At 37.8% G+C, this 15,857-nt stretch carries 18 protein-coding genes; 5 read left to right on the forward strand and 13 right to left on the reverse strand.

From position 1 onward, the window contains the following. Positions 1–108: 108 nt before the first annotated feature. Positions 109–1,131, reverse strand: a complete 1,023-nt coding sequence (locus tag J0J33_RS08100) for a branched-chain amino acid aminotransferase (protein ID WP_019294028.1) — start codon at positions 1,129–1,131, stop codon at positions 109–111. 137 nt (positions 1,132–1,268) lie between these two features. Between J0J33_RS08100 and J0J33_RS08105 the strand changes: the two genes are divergently transcribed. Then, entirely contained in the window at positions 1,269–2,015 is a 747-nt protein-coding gene (locus J0J33_RS08105; protein WP_206887455.1) for a mechanosensitive ion channel family protein, read from the forward strand. A gap of 19 nt (positions 2,016–2,034) precedes the next feature. Here J0J33_RS08105 and J0J33_RS08110 read toward each other — a convergent pair whose 3' ends face one another. The 10 genes from J0J33_RS08110 to J0J33_RS08150 all read right to left on the reverse strand — a co-directional run bounded on the left by J0J33_RS08110 (position 2,035) and on the right by J0J33_RS08150 (position 9,425). Beyond that, complete coding sequence (locus J0J33_RS08110; protein WP_206887457.1) at positions 2,035–2,796, reverse strand: ribonuclease HII; 762 nt, start codon at positions 2,794–2,796, stop codon at positions 2,035–2,037. Further along, positions 2,783–3,640, reverse strand: a complete 858-nt coding sequence (gene ylqF, locus J0J33_RS08115) for a ribosome biogenesis GTPase YlqF (RefSeq protein ID WP_019294031.1) — start codon at positions 3,638–3,640, stop codon at positions 2,783–2,785. Before ylqF ends, J0J33_RS08110 begins: the two co-directional genes overlap by 14 nt. Before the next feature lie 265 nt (positions 3,641–3,905). Next, positions 3,906–4,550: a DNA-3-methyladenine glycosylase gene (locus J0J33_RS08120; RefSeq protein WP_029345843.1), complete on the reverse strand. Its 645-nt coding sequence runs from the start codon at positions 4,548–4,550 to the stop codon at positions 3,906–3,908. A 167-nt stretch (positions 4,551–4,717) separates the two neighbouring features. Next, positions 4,718–5,047: an NUDIX domain-containing protein gene (locus J0J33_RS08125; protein WP_240265696.1), complete on the reverse strand. Its 330-nt coding sequence runs from the start codon at positions 5,045–5,047 to the stop codon at positions 4,718–4,720. Next, positions 4,990–5,124 (reverse strand): hypothetical protein, encoded by a 135-nt coding sequence (locus tag J0J33_RS10890; protein ID WP_255566313.1) that lies wholly within the window; start codon positions 5,122–5,124, stop codon positions 4,990–4,992. The genes J0J33_RS08125 and J0J33_RS10890 overlap by 58 nt, the downstream gene beginning before the upstream one ends. A gap of 49 nt (positions 5,125–5,173) precedes the next feature. Then, positions 5,174–5,590, reverse strand: coding sequence for a hypothetical protein (locus J0J33_RS08130; protein ID WP_206921665.1), 417 nt, complete (start codon positions 5,588–5,590; stop codon positions 5,174–5,176). Between the two features lie 190 nt (positions 5,591–5,780). Then, positions 5,781–6,395, reverse strand: coding sequence for a hypothetical protein (locus J0J33_RS08135; RefSeq protein ID WP_206887460.1), 615 nt, complete (start codon positions 6,393–6,395; stop codon positions 5,781–5,783). 130 nt (positions 6,396–6,525) lie between these two features. Then, a complete protein-coding gene (locus J0J33_RS10840; RefSeq protein ID WP_240265697.1) occupies positions 6,526–7,557 on the reverse strand; it encodes a hypothetical protein in 1,032 nt (343 codons plus the stop codon). Between the two features lie 77 nt (positions 7,558–7,634). Further along, positions 7,635–8,774: an ArgE/DapE family deacylase gene (locus J0J33_RS08145; RefSeq protein ID WP_086582643.1), complete on the reverse strand. Its 1,140-nt coding sequence runs from the start codon at positions 8,772–8,774 to the stop codon at positions 7,635–7,637. Positions 8,775–8,933: 159 nt separating this feature from the next. Further along, positions 8,934–9,425 (reverse strand): hypothetical protein, encoded by a 492-nt coding sequence (locus J0J33_RS08150; RefSeq protein WP_019294038.1) that lies wholly within the window; start codon positions 9,423–9,425, stop codon positions 8,934–8,936. A 223-nt stretch (positions 9,426–9,648) separates the two neighbouring features. On the opposite strand from J0J33_RS08150, the gene J0J33_RS08155 reads away from it, so the two are divergent. Both J0J33_RS08155 and J0J33_RS08160 read left to right on the forward strand, forming a co-directional pair. Next, positions 9,649–11,100 (forward strand): Y-family DNA polymerase, encoded by a 1,452-nt coding sequence (locus J0J33_RS08155; protein ID WP_086582644.1) that lies wholly within the window; start codon positions 9,649–9,651, stop codon positions 11,098–11,100. After that, a complete protein-coding gene (locus tag J0J33_RS08160) occupies positions 11,090–11,272 on the forward strand; it encodes a hypothetical protein (protein ID WP_019294040.1) in 183 nt (60 codons plus the stop codon). Before J0J33_RS08155 ends, J0J33_RS08160 begins: the two co-directional genes overlap by 11 nt. Before the next feature lie 11 nt (positions 11,273–11,283). On the opposite strand, the gene J0J33_RS08165 is transcribed toward J0J33_RS08160, so the two are convergent. Further along, positions 11,284–11,664, reverse strand: coding sequence for a VOC family protein (locus J0J33_RS08165; RefSeq protein ID WP_206887461.1), 381 nt, complete (start codon positions 11,662–11,664; stop codon positions 11,284–11,286). Positions 11,665–12,047: 383 nt separating this feature from the next. Here J0J33_RS08165 and J0J33_RS08170 point away from each other — a divergent pair, with 383 nt between their 5' ends. Continuing rightward, positions 12,048–12,359 carry a phosphate-starvation-inducible PsiE family protein gene (locus tag J0J33_RS08170; protein ID WP_232624577.1) on the forward strand — a complete coding sequence of 104 codons (312 nt, stop codon included), beginning with the start codon at positions 12,048–12,050 and terminating at the stop codon, positions 12,357–12,359. Positions 12,360–12,399: 40 nt separating this feature from the next. Here the strand turns inward: J0J33_RS08170 and ppdK are convergent, their stop codons facing one another. Next, on the reverse strand, positions 12,400–15,018 hold the full coding sequence (ppdK, locus tag J0J33_RS08175) for a pyruvate, phosphate dikinase (protein WP_206921666.1): 2,619 nt from the start codon (positions 15,016–15,018) through the stop codon (positions 12,400–12,402). A gap of 200 nt (positions 15,019–15,218) precedes the next feature. Between ppdK and J0J33_RS08180 the strand changes: the two genes are divergently transcribed. Next, the gene (locus J0J33_RS08180) at positions 15,219–15,851 is read left to right on the forward strand and encodes a helix-turn-helix transcriptional regulator (protein ID WP_019294043.1); all 633 of its coding nucleotides are present in this window, start codon (positions 15,219–15,221) and stop codon (positions 15,849–15,851) included. Positions 15,852–15,857: the final 6 nt, after the last annotated feature.

The raw sequence follows: 15,857 nt of genomic DNA on the forward strand, positions 1-15,857 counted from the left end.
ACAAGAAAGCTATAAAATCGCTTTCGTAATTTTTACTCCTTATTATATCAAATTTAGACACATTTGTCAGCTGCAGATTTTCTCTTTATTTTTTGAGACTTTTATTTATTATTCAACAGTATAAATCCAACCTTCTGGGGCTTCCTTATCGCCAAATTGAATACCAACAAGTTCATTGTATAAGCGTTGAGTCACTGGGCCAACTTCTGTTTCTGAATAAAAAACATGGTGTTTATCCTGATCATCAATAGCACCAATTGGTGAAATGACTGCAGCAGTTCCACAAGCGCCTGCTTCGACAAAATCATCTAGTTGATCAACAAAAACATCTCCTTCAATAGCTTTCATTCCTAAACGTTCTTCCGCCAATTGCAATAAAGAATATTTTGTGATAGAAGGTAAAATTGAAGGACTTAAAGGCGTGATGAACTCATTATTCTTGGTAATCCCAAAGAAGTTTGCTGCACCCACTTCTTCAATCTTAGTGTGTGTTGCAGGATCAAGATAAATCACATCAGAATAGCCAGCTTCATGTGCTTTTTGTCCTGGCTCAATCGAAGCGGCATAATTCCCTCCAACTTTTGCCGCACCTGTACCATGTGGCGCCGCACGGTCATAATCACGGGATACGAGGAAGTTTGTTGGTGCTAAACCACCTTTAAAATAAGAACCTACTGGGACCGCAAAAATTGTAAAGATGTATTCATCAGCTGGTTTTACCCCAACAAGGCCGCCAACACCTATTAATAATGGACGGAGGTAAAGCGTAGCTCCAGTTCCGTAAGGAGGGACAAAGTCTTCATTTGCTTTAACGACTTGTTTTACGGCATCGATAAACTTGTCTGTTGGTACTTCTGCCATACGCAAGCGGCGCGCTGTAGCTTGTAAACGCTCAGCGTTACGGTCAGGACGAAAAAGATTTATTTTTCCAGATTTTGTACGGTAGGCTTTGAGTCCTTCAAATCCTTGTTGTCCATAATGAAGCGCTGGCGAGCCTTCCGAAAGGTGCAAGGTCGCATCGCCTGTAAGTTTTCCATCATCCCATTTCCCATCTTTAAAATGTGAAATATAGCGATAAGGCAACTCTCTGTATTCAAAACCTAAATTTTCCCAATCTAATTCAACTGTCATTCTTTTTCATCCCCCATTTTATTGACATTCTTTTTCCATAAAGCCAAACTTCATGGTATTTGTTATAATTAATTATTATAAGCTATTTTGAATGTGATTTCAACATAAATTCAGAAAATTATAGAAATGGAAATAAAATGAATATTCTTAGAATAAATTTTCAAGAACTCGGCCAACTCTTGTTGGATAAATTAATCTACGTCTTTTTAGTCAGTTTTTTGTTTTTTATTTTATACCGGATCAGTGCACGCATCGTAGAAACTCTTTTCAAAAACTACAGCAATCGTTCTTGGGCAGATGCTTCTCGGATAATGACCTTAGCCCGCCTAACAAAAAGTGGTTTAACTTATCTGACAGCCTTTCTCTGGATTTATACCGTTCTCTCTATTCTTGGTGTTCCTGTAGGAAGTGTACTTGCAGGTGCTGGTATTCTTGGTGTTGCTCTTGGTTTCGCAGGCCGTGACCTTGTCGCAGATATCATCAATGGTTTCTTTATTATTGTCGAACATCAGATTAACGTGGGCGATTGGATTCGTTTTGAAAATCTCGGTATCGAAGGGGAGGTCACTGCTGTAGGTATCCGCTCAATCACTTTGATTTCAGACGATGGTGCCACAGCTTTCATTCCTAACCGTAATATTGAATCCTTGAAAAATTTCTCTTACAAAGATCGGACGATGAACTTAGACATCCCAGTTACAGCCGAAAATTTAGAAGCGATGAAAGACCAAGTTCTCCGTGTGAACGCTGAATATCCTCAAGTCGTTTACAACGGTATTATTACACGAGACGAAAGCATTTTTATACGGAGTTTACTCACGGCGAATCTCAGCGAAATAAATGGCTTACGGATGGAAATTATGAACAAATATTATACAAAATAAGCAGATCATGATGATCTGCTTATTTTTCTACCATTGATTTGATGGGTTCATAAGATTTACGGTGAATCGCTGTAACACCGTAGTTCTTTAGGCCTTCCAAATGCTTGGCCGTGCCATAACCTGCATTATGTTCAAAGTCGTAATGTGGGTATTTTTGTGCATACTCCGCCATCATTCGATCTCGTGTCACCTTCGCAACAATACTTGCTGCCGCAATGCTTGACGACTTGGCATCACCTTTGATAATACTGACTTGAGGAATATTAATGTCTAACTTCATCGCATCGATTAAGAGGCATTCTGGCTGTATTTCTAATTTTTCTACAGCTTGTAGCATTGCGATTTTAGTCGCCTGATATATGTTTACTTGGTCAATCGTTTCGTTATCAACTAAACCAACACTGACAGCAAGTGCTTTTTCTTGGACTTCTTCAAAAATAGCTTCATGTTTAGATTTTGGAATCTTCTTACTGTCGTTGAGACCTTTAATCTTACAATTTTTTGGTAAAATCACGGCTGCAGTCACAACAGGACCAGCTAAGGGGCCACGTCCAACCTCATCTATACCCGCAATCAAGTCCATCCCTTGCGCATATGCTTGTCGCTCAAAGTTCAGCATCATTTCTAAACGTTCGTCTTCTGCTTGTTCTGCTAAAATCTCTTTTTTACGACGTTTAATCGCTGTTTGAACTCCTGCACGAGTATCTTCCAAAAAAGCGTCCACTTCGAGTAGTGTATTTAAGCCGTTCAGTTGCTCTTTTATTTCTTTAATCGTTGACATAGTCACTCACTTTATCCAAGCAATATTCGCCCATTCTGCCATCACGTACATCCTTAACAAACATTTGATAAAAACGGTCATAATCATCACGGAAGCCAAAACGTTTGGTCAATTCCATGATGAGATCGGGAATTTCTAACTCCAGATCTGCTTCTTTCATGCGCAAACGTTTCATAGTAGCTTCTTGGTAATTTTCAAGGAAATACTGCAAACCAAAAATAGTCACATCATCCATCGGCAAAAGCTGATCCTTAATAGCGCCTGTTAAAGCAAGTTTTAGACCAACTTGGTCATCTTCGAATTTTGGCCAAAGTATCCCTGGTGTGTCAAGAATTTCCAACTCTTTATTGGTACGCAACCATTGCTGCCCCTTAGTTACACCAGGCTTATTTCCTGTAACAGCTACTTTTTTTCCTGCAAGACGGTTCATCAGTGTTGACTTACCCGCATTAGGAATACCTACAATCATCGTACGTAAAGAACTATTTTGGATGCCTCGTTCAGCATTACGCGCAAGCTTATCAGCCATCAAAGTTTTCGCTGCAACAGTCAAACGTTTGGCAGTATGTGCTTCTTTCGAATTGATGGCTAGAGCGATTATGCCTTGCTTTTCGAAAAACTCCACCCACGATTTCACAGCGTTTCTGTCAGCTAAATCAGCCTTGTTTAAAGCGATAAGACGTGGTTTATCCCCAATAATTTTATCCAACATTGGGTTACGTGAACTGATTGGTAAACGTGCATCTACCAACTCAATCACAAAATCAACATATTTTAAATTTTCTTGCACTTGACGACGCGCTTTGGACATGTGTCCTGGGAACCACTGAATTGCTACACCCATTTTTAAACCCTGCTATGACTGATGTCATAGCCTTTCATTTTTATTTTTTAGTGATGAAAATAAGTATTAAATACATCTAGAGATGTCCGTATCTCTATTTTACTTGAATCTGCTCTGTGTGTTTTTTCTTACATAAAAAAGCCTTGTAGAGCATATCATACTAGGCTATTCTATCATTTTTTGGGATTCTGCGCTAATATGTAGCTGTTTGAGTTTGTGGTCTATTTTATTGTTCTGGAGTTCTTTCTCATATAAAAACAGCAAGTCATGCCTTTGGTATCGTTTCTTTTAGATAGTTTTTATTTTTCTGAAAAGGTGGTTTTTCCCAAGTCAACTCATCATCATCTAATATTTCTTTTTTCCGAATACGGGAAACTTGCGAATTTCCTTTTACATAAAATCCTAAAGGTTCATCTCGCCATTCATCCATACATGTTATTCCAATTCTTTTTCGGCTAGCAATCTCTTTGGGTGTTTTGTCTACTTCTAATGTCAAACGTGAGTCAGGAAAATACTCTCCGTCTATCTCTTTCGTTATACCAAAGGATTTCGTGAGCTTTCCAGGACCACTGCCATCATGTTCTGGAGCATCTGCTTGAACGGCACGAATTAAAACAGCCTCTGGGATATCTTCGTCCATAGTTACTAGATTTAACATAAAATGACCATGAATTTGATATACATACCAGTGACCAGCGGAGAGATACATGGATTCATTACGAGGTGTACGTTTTCCCATGAAGCTATGGCACGCACTATCCAGTGTACCAAGATAAGCTTCAGTTTCTACAATATTACCAAGTATTTGCGACTCTCCGTCTGTTTCCATGACAAGTTTCATACCAAGAAGGCTTTTGGCCGTCTCAATTGTGCTCTTATTTATAATATCTAAAAAATTTTTATCTTTCATAAATTACCTGATCTTTCACATAGCAAAGTACTTTTTGGGTGCCGGTTTTACCTTTACTTAATTGGAATCTAGACAATCCATGATTGCTAATATATCTTTAACATTGGAGGAGGGTGGCTTAGAAAAAATAATTACCATCATATATTTACTAAGTCCCAACAAAAAGTTCAAACCCACTTCGTTGTTTTAGCATCAAGAATATTATGTTTATCTAAATAAGACAGTAATGGATTTAAAACGTAAGAAAAGTTTACCATGTCCAGTGTTTCAATAAATTGTATTCCTTTTATTTTATTAGGTTCATTTAGTGTGGGAAGTCCTTTGGCAGTATTTGCAAAATAGAAATGTCCTCTCCACTCTATATCTCCAAAAACAAAATCATCAGAATACACTTCTTCCAAATCAGAAATAGTTAAAGAAATTTCTTCTTCAACTTCCCTTATTGCACAAGCAATTGAGGATTCTCCTTGTTCTTTTTTCCTCCTGGAATGTTCCAAACTGCCTTTCGATCTCTTATAACTAAAACATCTCCACTTGCATCTTTCAAAAAAACTCTAGAAAATTCTTTTTTCATTACCTAGTCTCCTTCCTTCCGAATATCCTATTCCATTTTAACTTCTTTGTTACTCTAACCCATACATAGAAGCAGATAGATTTTTATGTAGAATTTGATCTGAATCCTTATCATAGATAACATACAGACCAACTAATCCATCAGAGAGTGTTTCTCCACTGGACCAGTTTGCTTTACCCTCAACTGCGGCCCCTCCCGGATAGTATTGCGTATATTCAACTAGCTCCTCAGGGGGGCCAAGTTCTTTTATTAGTTCTTTCATGAGTGTACCATGTGCGTAGTACTGCTCTTTCTTATCTGGGGAACGATGCAGCGCAGCAATTTGTATATTATCGTACTTTTCTAAGCTCAGACCTTCAATTGTTGATGCATTTTTCTCAGCATATTCTTTTTCCTTTGAAAGCTTAACTTCTTTCGTTGACATATTTACAGCCGTGGCTTTTTCTTCAACTTTATATGTTTTCAAATTCGTGTTTTTTAAGATAAAAACCATTATTATCAGTAGACTGAGGGTCAAAATGAAAAGAGACAGCCAAATCATTTTTCTACTTTTGTGTATGGGATAGCTTATATACTCAGTCTGGCAGTAAAGACATCTTGTTGTTCCTGCTTCTTGAACAAATTCATTAGCGCCACAATTTTTACATTTCACTGTTTCATTCTTTGTCATAAATGTTGCCCATCAAGTCTTTTCTTAAAATTTGTCCTGTTTCTTTATCATAACTGATTGAGATTGTTACTTCTCCGTCTTTTAAAGAAGACCCTGTGGACCAAGTTGCTATACCTTCAATTTTGTTTCCCGGAACGCGACTTTCTTTTAAGCTATCTGGAGAATAACCAATACTTCGCTCAAGGTCCGAAAAGTGCATACCATTTTGGTAAATTGGATATTTACTTTCCGCTGAGACAATCTGTTCGGCTCGTTGGATATTGTTGTATTTTTCTAAAGACCAGCCCTTTATTTTATCAATATTTTCACGCGCGTATTGGTTCCTGTTTTTCTTTAAAGAGGAGTCACTTTGGAATAGTTTTTGATTTTGAGAAGTTGTTGATTTCCTTCCCGAATTGTTTATTCCATAAGAAACTAAAAACCAGACAATCACAAAAGTTGTAAAAACTAATGCTCCGATAGCAAGCCAAATATTTTTCCGACTTCTTCTGGGAGCATCCTCCTCCTTGTACTGCGTAGCGCAATAGGAACAAATAAGTCTCCCTTGCTTTCTTATAAAACTTGATCCTCCACAATTTTTACAGATAATTGCCTCTATCATTTTAACCTGACCTTTAATTTTTACGTAAAGAGAAAAAATTGATATGCCTTAATCAATTATTTTCTCCTTGATGATATCACTATTTAAGTATATTGTATCATTTTTAAAAAGACATGCATTCATGCCTTTTTTATATTCTATCCAAAGGATCCGCAATCATATCCTGTTTACTTGATGCGTCTCCATCTACATCATTCAGATATGTTTCCATACGTATGGCATTAATCTGCAGCTTATCTTGACTAAAATCAATATTCTCTTTCTTAATGACCAGCTGTTGGGTAGTGAGCGTGTTGGAAATACCATAGCGGAACTTAATCGCGTTTTGTTTTGCAAAAATATCCTTCCAAGTAATTTGAGGAATACGCTTTAAGACTTTTTCTGTATTAATATTTTTTAAAGGGTTATCTGTAAAAAGTGTCTTCAATGCCCCTTCACTTAGCATATCGTAAGCCCCAAAACCTTGACCCTTCACGACAGGTTCATAGATTTCCTCAGTTTCAAAACCAATCATTTGAAAATCCACCGTAGCCTGAGCTTCAAAATGCCCATGTTCTGTCTCTTTCGAAGGTTCGGTCTGAATATGAACAGTGACTTCTGCATTAAGCTTCATATGAATGGCATTGGTCATATCATAGCCTTGCCATGTTGTATCATCAAGAGCCGAAAATAATTCATTATTTAGCACCTCTACCCGCTTCTTCCATGCTTCGTTAATTTTTGTACTGTTTTTGACGTTTTCTGCTCTTTCTTTAACCAAAGATTCTTCTTTTTGTTGGTAAGCTTTGCTTCCTGGCCAGTAATACGTTTTCCAGATTTCCTTCTCACCAAGTTTGGTACGGATTTTTAAGACCTCGTTATTATTTTCCATACGAAACTTGCGTGTGACTGAGAAATCACCCGCTTTTTCTGTAATCGTGTGCGTAATAGGATTAATCTTCACATTTTTATCTGAACGAATCACCATTTCCTGTTTGGTAAAAGGACTGGCTTGCACCAAATCTCCTCGTAATGAGCCGGCAGAAACACGGAGTTTATTTTCCCCAAAGCTGACCCACTTCCCCCGAACATCTGTTGTGGCTGGGCCTAAAAAGAGATAAGTAAGGAGAGCTGCGCTGACAAGAACTACTCCCAATAGACCACCAATAAATATTTTTTTCATATTTAAATTGTAACATAAAGTAATATAAACGCAGATTAGAATATAAAAAAACAAGCAAAAACTTGGTTTTTTATATTCTAATCTAAATATTTTTTCGCAATATTCTGGTATGTATCAATCATATCTAAGTAATTTGAAATTTCAACATACTCATTAACTTGGTGAGGGAGATTACTTACTCCTGGGCCAAAGACGACAAAGTCAAATTTATTTTTGGATTTCACAAATTCGGCAGCATCAGTAGTTCCTGCGATGCCAATAACTGGTAAAGGCGTATCAAACTCACTTTGAATAGTTTGGATTAAGATTGAGTTTTTATCCGACTGCACTGCCACTTTATCCTCGTCAATCGTTAATGTCAACTTATAATCATGATTTTCATTCACTTTATCAACTACTTCTTGAAGTTTGGCCTTAATCTTATCGTTACCATAGGTTGGTACACTTCGGATATTTCCTTCAAGACTGGCTTCTCCCGGAATTGCATTCACCTGGTCACCCCCTCGGATAACAGTCACATTATGTATAGTCGTTCCCAGTTCTGCATCAGGGTATTCTTCAGCAATTTTATCCATTTCAACATTAACAGCAGTAATAAATTCGTTCAAGTGATTGATGGCATTAAAGCCTTCCTGAGGTTGTGAGCTATGTGCTGCTTTACCTGCTGAAAATACAGAGTAGTTAATCGATCCCATATGCGTGTAGACCAAGTTATAATTGGTCGGCTCAGCAATAATTAAGCCGGATAAATCATCCGCGTAACCGAGTTCTGTAAGCTGACGTCCACCAAGTTCGCCAACTTCCTCACCTACCGTAGCCAATAAACGGATGATTCCATCAAATTTTGTCTCAGCTTCTTTTAATTCAATCATTGCAATCGTGATGGCTGCAAGCCCAGATTTCATGTCCGTTGAACCACGCCCATATAATTTATCACCGTCAATAGTTGCAGAAAATGGCGGGTAAGTCCAAAGGGATTCGTTACCAATATCAACAACGTCCATATGACCTGTCAGCCCCAAAACTCGGCTGCTTGAGCCACTCTTAATTTCAGCTACTAAACTGCTGCGCCCTTCGGCATATTGAATTAATTTGGAGTCAATTCCATGATTTTTCAATAAGTTTTGTAAATAAACAGCGACTTCTTCTTCATTTCCGTTAATTGATTTAATTTTTATCAAATCTTGTAAAATTTTAACTTTTTCTTCTTTTTCCATGAAATCCCTCCTAATTTTTAATTCATTTGCATTATTAATTTAACCTCTACTAATAATTGTACTCTATGTCATTTCGTCTTGCCAATAATTATACTTTTTATTTTTGGGAAAACTTTATTCATACAAAAAAAGAACCACTTTAGAAGTAATTCTTCTTTATTATTTCTTCAAAATGTTTTTCAAGACAATTCCACTGGTTACTGCCAACAATACACCTGTAGCAAGTGTTGTCTTTGTCACAATATTCCAAGGTCTTTCTGTAAGATGTTCAACTGTTTCTTTCATATAGTAAGCAGGATTTTGTCGCGGACCTTTGAGGCGTGCCGGTGCTTCTTCCTGAGTTTCAGCTAATGGCATAATCGGAACATAACCTGCTTCTGTTACAATCTTATTTTGTTTATCCTCAGAAGTCATTGGAGTTTGCGTTCCGTCTTCCTGCCCGACAAAGTGATCCATCAATACACCTTGTTCTGGTACTTCATGTATTTGCCCAATAGTAAAATCTGTACCACAGAAACGAGTGCGCACAGTATTTGCAACGGCAGGCGCTGTTCCTTTGGCGACGACCAGTAAAGTGGTCAAACCAACCACTGAAGCTTTCTTTACCTTACTCCAGTATAAGGGCTTTTTTTGATTGATTAAAATTTTCATAGCTCCTCCTTATATTACAATTTCGTTACTTATATTATAGCATTCCCTTTTCTGTTTTTACTAATAATTTGAGAGAGCCATGTTTTTTGTGTTACATTTTTTTATAAAACATCATTTAGGTTACGCAAAGAATAAATATTGAGTTTATAATTATTTTTCTTTGTTTTCTTTCTTTTTTAGGTATATAATATTGAATAAATCAATATTTGTTAAGAGGTATAATATGTTTATTGACTATACGTATGAACCACGGCGCGCAATTTTTTTTGAGGATGTAAAATCGAACTATGCCTCAATCGAGTGTGTAGAGAGAGGGCTTCATCCTTTAGATACTTCTCTATGTGTCATGAGTCGCTCAGATCACTCCTATGGCCTTATTTTAGCTTCAAGTCCGAAATTTAAAGAGGTTTTTGGAAAATCTAACGTCAGTCGTGCGGCAGATTTACCTTTTTTACTGGAAAATAGGAAATTTAACTATCGGCGTTGGTATGCCAAACATACTGACATTTACGGGCAACGCACAGAACCCTCTATGCAACATGTCGCTTTTATTGAAAGCTGGGCTAAACGTACACATATCGTCCCTCCACAGATGGCTCTTTATATCGATAAGAATATCGAGATGCAGCAACTTTTGACCAACTATACTTCTTCTGAAGAAATTCACTCGTATTCTATTGATGAGTCCTTCCTTGATGTTACAGAATCTCTGAACCTTTTCTACCCTGAAATCAAAAATAAATATGAACAAATGGATTTGTTAGCTCAGGATTTACAGCAAAAAGTCCTTAAGCAAATGGGCCTATTTGTGACTGTTGGAATGGGGGATAACCCTTTACTGGCCAAGTTAGCGATGGATAATTATGCCAAGCACAGCGCAACTATGCGGGCGCTCATTCGTTATGAGGACGTCCCCGAGAAGATTTGGACACTTCCAAAGATGACTGATTTTTGGGGGATTGGGAGACGGACAGAGAAAAGATTCAATAAGTTAGGAATTTATTCTATCAAGGATCTGGCTCATGCGAACCCTGATAGAATTAAACGAAAAATGGGAATCGTTGGTCTACAACAATTTTTTCATGTACATGGTATTGATGAAACCAATGTCCGCGAGAAGCACCACAAAAAATCAGAAAGCTACAGCAACAGTCAGATTTTGCCACGCGACTACGTAAAGCAAGATGAAATTGAGCTAGTGATTAAGGAAATGGCTGAGCATCTTGCTATCCGACTTCGAAAAGGTAAAAAGCTCGCGGGTGGTCTCTCACTTTATGTCAAACCTTCCTACAAAGAACACTCTTCTTCGATAAAAATAGCCAGTAAAATTGAGCCCACTCAAAGTACAACGGATATTCAAAGCGAGTTTTTGCGCCTCTTTAGAGAAAAATATCATGGTGAAATTGTAAGAGAAATCGGTATCGGCGGTTTTGATTTATCTAGCGAAAATATCAAGCAACTTAATCTTTTTGAAACAATGCTCCCTAATGAATCTAAGGTCATCACTCATCAAAAACAGGAAGCTCTACAAAATGCCATTGATGAAATACGTGATAAATTTGATTTTACAGCCATTCAAAAAGCTAGCGTTTTGACAACTGGCTCTAGAGTTTTAGAAAGAAGCAAAATGATTGGCGGCCATGCAGCCGCAGGAGGAGAAAAAAATGACAGTTGATCGCTCATATAGCCCTTATGAATCTATCCGTAACTATCATGACAGAGGCATGATGAAATGGGGCGCTTTCGCCACAGGAGAGCTCTCTGAGGCACAACGAAAACTGCGAGAGAAAGAGGAATTAGAAAGTGAAATATCATCAAAGAAAGCAACTTCAAAATCAGACGATTAAGATTTTGCACATCATTCTGGTAATTCAGTCTGCGCAAATGCATAATAATTTCCATCAGGATCTTGGAAATTAAAGTTCACCATACCTTGGAAATCATTGATTGCGCTTGCTGTGTTCGTTGCTTTAGAGACACGCGTACGCCATTCCTCTAAGTCATCCACAGTAAAAAGCATTGAGCCTTTCATATCTGCTACTTCTGGTGAATTTTGACGAATAAAGTCAAGATTCCATAATTGAATACGTGCGCTTGGAGCATCCGCATCCACTGCGAAAATCACCGTTTCTTGCGAGCCTGAACCTTGGCGACGAAGTTCTTTCAAGCCAACTTTCGCCCAAAATTCTGCGTGCGTTGGGACATCCGAAACATAAAGCATATTACAAAGATTAATCATAGTATTTTCTCTTTTCTATAAAGTAAACAGATGGTGACTTGCTCTAAAACGCACCTTCTTCTTTTATATTGATTATCCCACAGTCTAAGGTAAAAAACAATTTAGAAACGCTGGAATTCCGATAGGGATAATTTATACATTGAGATAATGTGATAAGAAAACGTATCTTTTTAATAAGACTTTTCTTATTTTCAAATATTCAATTCATTTTTTCAAGTCTAATCTCTCCTCAAAGCTGATGTTTCTGTGCTATACTAGAATTATAAAATTACACGACTAATCAGGGAGGTTCTCATTTGATTCAATTTAATTTTTTATCAAAAACTTTTAATGTCATTATAAAAGTCTGTTTAAGTTTACTCGGGCTGGTCATTGCCTTTCTTATGTTTAAAGAGATTTGGGTTCTTCTCTCCTCATTTACTACAGGATTTATTGATTACAGTTTCTACGATATTATTGACCGTATCTTAACCTTTTTCCTCTTTTTGGAATTCTTAGAACTCATTATTCACTATCTCTCCGATAATGATCACCCAACAATCAAGAAATATATCTATATCGCGGTTGCTTCTATCGTTCGGCTTTTAATTTCAAATCACGAAACTTCTCAACTCAGCCTGTTCCTCCAATGTTCAGCCATTTTAGTCCTTATCATTGGAACCGTGATGCTCAACCTTTGGGGAGATTTAAAATAATAAAAACCTTCGCTTATCGTCGAAGGTTTTTTACATTCTCTTACTTAATACTCATCTGTGCAACAGTAAGAAGAACTGCTGGAACTCGATATGGCGAACATGATACATAATCCAAACCGATTTTTTGAAGGAAAGCAACAGAGTCTGGATCACCTCCTACTTCGCCACATACCCCAAAACTGATATCTTTATGTTGTGGTTTGACAAGCTCTATTGCCGTTTTCATCAAACTGCCCACTCCTTTCTGATCCAAATGTTGAAAGGGATCATCTTCTAAAATACCTTTTTCAACATAATCGGGCAAAAATTTGACCGAATCATCCCGAGAAAAGCCATAGGTCAGCTGTGTCAGGTCATTGGTACCAAAGCTAAAGAACTGTGCTGATGTCGCAAGCTGATCTGCCGTCAAACAAGCTCTTGGAATTTCAAGCATTGCGCCGATTTTATAGGCAATTTTCAGCTGGTGTTTTTCAAAGACATCTTGGATTTTGTCTTCTAACATCTTTTTAAGATAAGACAATTCTTTTTCTTCAGCAACTAAAGGAATCATAATCTCTGGTTTGACTTGCTTTCCTGTTTTAGCGAGTTCCAAAGCAGCTTCCATTATTGCTTCAACCTGCATTTCATATATTTCGGGATAGGTGATGGCTAAACGACAACCACGATGCCCCAGCATCGGATTGAACTCTTCAAGATCTTTACCTCTGTGCATAATAAAGTCAACCGTTTGTCCACACGCTTCAGCCACTTGCTCATATTCTTCCTTAGTTTTGGGCATAAATTCGTGAAGTGGCGGATCTAAAAGGCGAATCGTACATGGCATTCCTTCCGTCAGACTCAAAATTTCAGCAAAATCCTTTTTCTGGAATTCTTTGAGTGTTTCAAGGGATTGCTTACGCTGCAGTTGATCTTCTGAGAGAAACATTTTACGCATTTCCAAAATTCGTTCTTTCCCAAAGAACATATGTTCTGTACGTGCCAACCCAATGCCGCTTGCACCAAAATCCAGTGCAGCTCTAATATCTTCAACTGTCTCAGCATTTGCTCTGACTTGCATATTTCCGATGTGAGAGGCCCACTGAAGTACTTTTACTAAAAGATCTAGATCTTGTACCTTATCGAGTTTAATTTCCCCGCGGTAGATTTTTCCTGTTGTTCCATCTACTGAGAGTAAATCACCTTCGTTTATAGTGTGTGTACCGTCGTATGCTTGTTTGAGCTTTTCATTAATCGTTAATTGTTCGCATCCAACCACGCAGCACACCCCCATTCCTCGTGCTACGACAGCAGCATGAGAGGTCATTCCTCCACGAGAAGTGACAATAGCCTCACTCACAACCATACCTTCAATATCTTCTGGTGAAGTTTCTGTTCTAAGAAGGATAACTTTTTGCCCAGCTACATGCGCTTTTTGCGCATCTTGCGCATGGAAATAGACTCTGCCAGATGCTGCACCAGGACTTGCAGGTAAACCCTTTGCCACAGATTTACTCTCCGCCAACATTTGTTCATCAAACACAGGATGAAGCAGCTGGGTAATCATTGAAGGTGTTAAGCGTTTCAGACTCTCCTCCTTACTTATTACGCCATCTTCTGCCATTTGCGTTGCAATTTTAAAGGCAGCCTTTGCTGTTCGTTTGCCATTACGTGTTTGAAGAATGAAAAGTTTTCCCTCTTCTATGGTGAACTCGATATCTTGCATATCTTGATAATGAGCTTCCAACTGATGGCATATTTTCTCAAATTGCATATAAATCGTGGGCTGTTCTTGTTTCAACTCTTGTATTGGACGTGGTGTCCGAATCCCTGCAACAACATCTTCTCCTTGCGCATTCAACAAAAATTCGCCAAAAACACCAGCTTCCCCTGTTGCAGGATTGCGTGTAAAGGCAACACCTGTACCGCTATTCCCTCCAGTATTTCCAAAAACCATTTCTTGGATATTAACGGCTGTTACAAGTTTATCAGAGATTTCATGGATCCGACGGTAAGTTACAGCACGCGGATTATTCCAAGAAGTAAACACCGCTTCTACAGCCGCATAAAGTTGTTTGGAGGGATCTTGAGGGAAGTTTTCACCAACTTCTTTCAGATAGATTGTGGTAAATTGTTGAATAATCTCCTTCCAATCTTCCGCTTTCATCTCAATATCAGAACTGTAACCTTGGGTCGCTTTATATAGCGTTAGTGCTTCTTCAAAAATATTTTTATCAACCCCTTTAACCACATCGCCAAACATTTGGATTAAACGACGATAGCAATCATAAGCAAACACAGGATTTTCAGTCTTGTGGGCAAAGATTTCAACGCTTTGATGATTCAAGCCTAAATTCAAAATAGTATCCATCATACCCGGCATTGAAAATTTTGAGCCACTTCTGACCGAAACTAATAGCGGATTTTCCTCATCTGCAAATTTCTTTCCAGTTTCGTTTTCTAGCCTAGCAATATGTTCTTCTATTTCCTTAACCAACTCAGGCAATAATTTTTTCGAGTCCAGATACTCTAAGCAAGCTTCTGTAGTAATGGTAAATCCTTTGGGTACTGGTAAACCAATCCCAGTCATCTCTGCAAGATTTGCTCCTTTTCCTCCTAAGAGATCCTTTTGTTCTTTTGAACCTTCTGTAAAGTTATAAACACGTTTTTTTGCTTGTGACATTCGCGTCTCCTTTATATGTGACATACTATTTAGTGAATAAACACATTATATAGTATGTCATATTCGTTGTCAAGTTTTTTGTAATCGCATTCTTTTTAGCTTGTTAACATTACATGTGGCAACCATCCCTTTTATTAGTTGATTTAAAAAGATAAAACACATATAATATATAGTATGTCCTATTTATTAAGGAGTGACACTTGAAATTAACAACTCGACAAACTGAAATAATTAATATCGTAAAAGCGGAACAGCCCATCAGTGGTGAAAAAATTGCACAAACTTTAGGTTTAAGCCGTGCAACTTTAAGGAACGATCTGTCTATTCTTACCATGACAGGGTTACTTGATGCAAAGCCAAAGGTTGGCTATTTCTATACTGGGCAAAAAATGCAGCCTCTTTATATTGAAAGTTGCTACTCAAAAAAAGTGTCTGACTTTATGACTTCACCCCTGATTGTTGCACAAGATATGTCTGTTTACGATGCTGCGACAAGTCTTTTTCTCTATGATATTGGCAGTATCTATGTCAAAAATGAAAATGGCGATTTAGCTGGACTTCTTTCTCGTAAAGACCTTCTTCGGTTCGCTATAAGTGGCAATAATCTAGAAAAAACTCCTGTTGCTGTAATAATGACACGTATGCCTAATATCCATACTATAACCGCCGATAAGACTTTACTAGAAGCTGGGAATATTCTTTCTCGATACGAAGTAGATAGTTTACCTGTGCTTGAAAAAGCAGACTCGAAAAAAATAATCGGTAAAATATCCATTAAACACATCATGAAAGCTTTCATCCAAACAGGAAACGAAATGCAAAGCGAAGATTAAGGGGAC

The sequence above is a fragment of the Lactococcus sp. LG1267 genome (assembly GCF_017309545.1).
Taxonomy (GTDB): domain Bacteria; phylum Bacillota; class Bacilli; order Lactobacillales; family Streptococcaceae; genus Lactococcus; species Lactococcus petauri.

Bases quoted from the DNA above. Each gene is read 5' to 3' on its own strand.
- J0J33_RS08135 (WP_206887460.1), bottom strand. From the start codon at position 6,395: ATGATAGAGGCAATTATCTGTAAAAATTGTGGAGGATCAAGTTTTATA.
- J0J33_RS08155 (WP_086582644.1), top strand. From the start codon at position 9,649: ATGTTTATTGACTATACGTATGAACCACGGCGCGCAATTTTTTTTGAG.
- J0J33_RS10840 (WP_240265697.1), bottom strand. From the start codon at position 7,557: ATGAAAAAAATATTTATTGGTGGTCTATTGGGAGTAGTTCTTGTCAGC.
- J0J33_RS10890 (WP_255566313.1), bottom strand. From the start codon at position 5,124: ATGAAAAAAGAATTTTCTAGAGTTTTTTTGAAAGATGCAAGTGGAGAT.
- J0J33_RS08170 (WP_232624577.1), top strand. From the start codon at position 12,048: ATGTTTAAAGAGATTTGGGTTCTTCTCTCCTCATTTACTACAGGATTT.
- J0J33_RS08150 (WP_019294038.1), bottom strand. From the start codon at position 9,425: ATGAAAATTTTAATCAATCAAAAAAAGCCCTTATACTGGAGTAAGGTA.
- J0J33_RS08120 (WP_029345843.1), bottom strand. From the start codon at position 4,550: ATGAAAGATAAAAATTTTTTAGATATTATAAATAAGAGCACAATTGAG.
- J0J33_RS08165 (WP_206887461.1), bottom strand. From the start codon at position 11,664: ATGATTAATCTTTGTAATATGCTTTATGTTTCGGATGTCCCAACGCAC.
- J0J33_RS08160 (WP_019294040.1), top strand. From the start codon at position 11,090: ATGACAGTTGATCGCTCATATAGCCCTTATGAATCTATCCGTAACTAT.
- ylqF (WP_019294031.1), bottom strand. From the start codon at position 3,640: ATGGGTGTAGCAATTCAGTGGTTCCCAGGACACATGTCCAAAGCGCGT.
- J0J33_RS08105 (WP_206887455.1), top strand. From the start codon at position 1,269: ATGAATATTCTTAGAATAAATTTTCAAGAACTCGGCCAACTCTTGTTG.
- J0J33_RS08100 (WP_019294028.1), bottom strand. From the start codon at position 1,131: ATGACAGTTGAATTAGATTGGGAAAATTTAGGTTTTGAATACAGAGAG.
- J0J33_RS08145 (WP_086582643.1), bottom strand. From the start codon at position 8,774: ATGGAAAAAGAAGAAAAAGTTAAAATTTTACAAGATTTGATAAAAATT.
- J0J33_RS08110 (WP_206887457.1), bottom strand. From the start codon at position 2,796: ATGTCAACGATTAAAGAAATAAAAGAGCAACTGAACGGCTTAAATACA.
- ppdK (WP_206921666.1), bottom strand. From the start codon at position 15,018: ATGTCACAAGCAAAAAAACGTGTTTATAACTTTACAGAAGGTTCAAAA.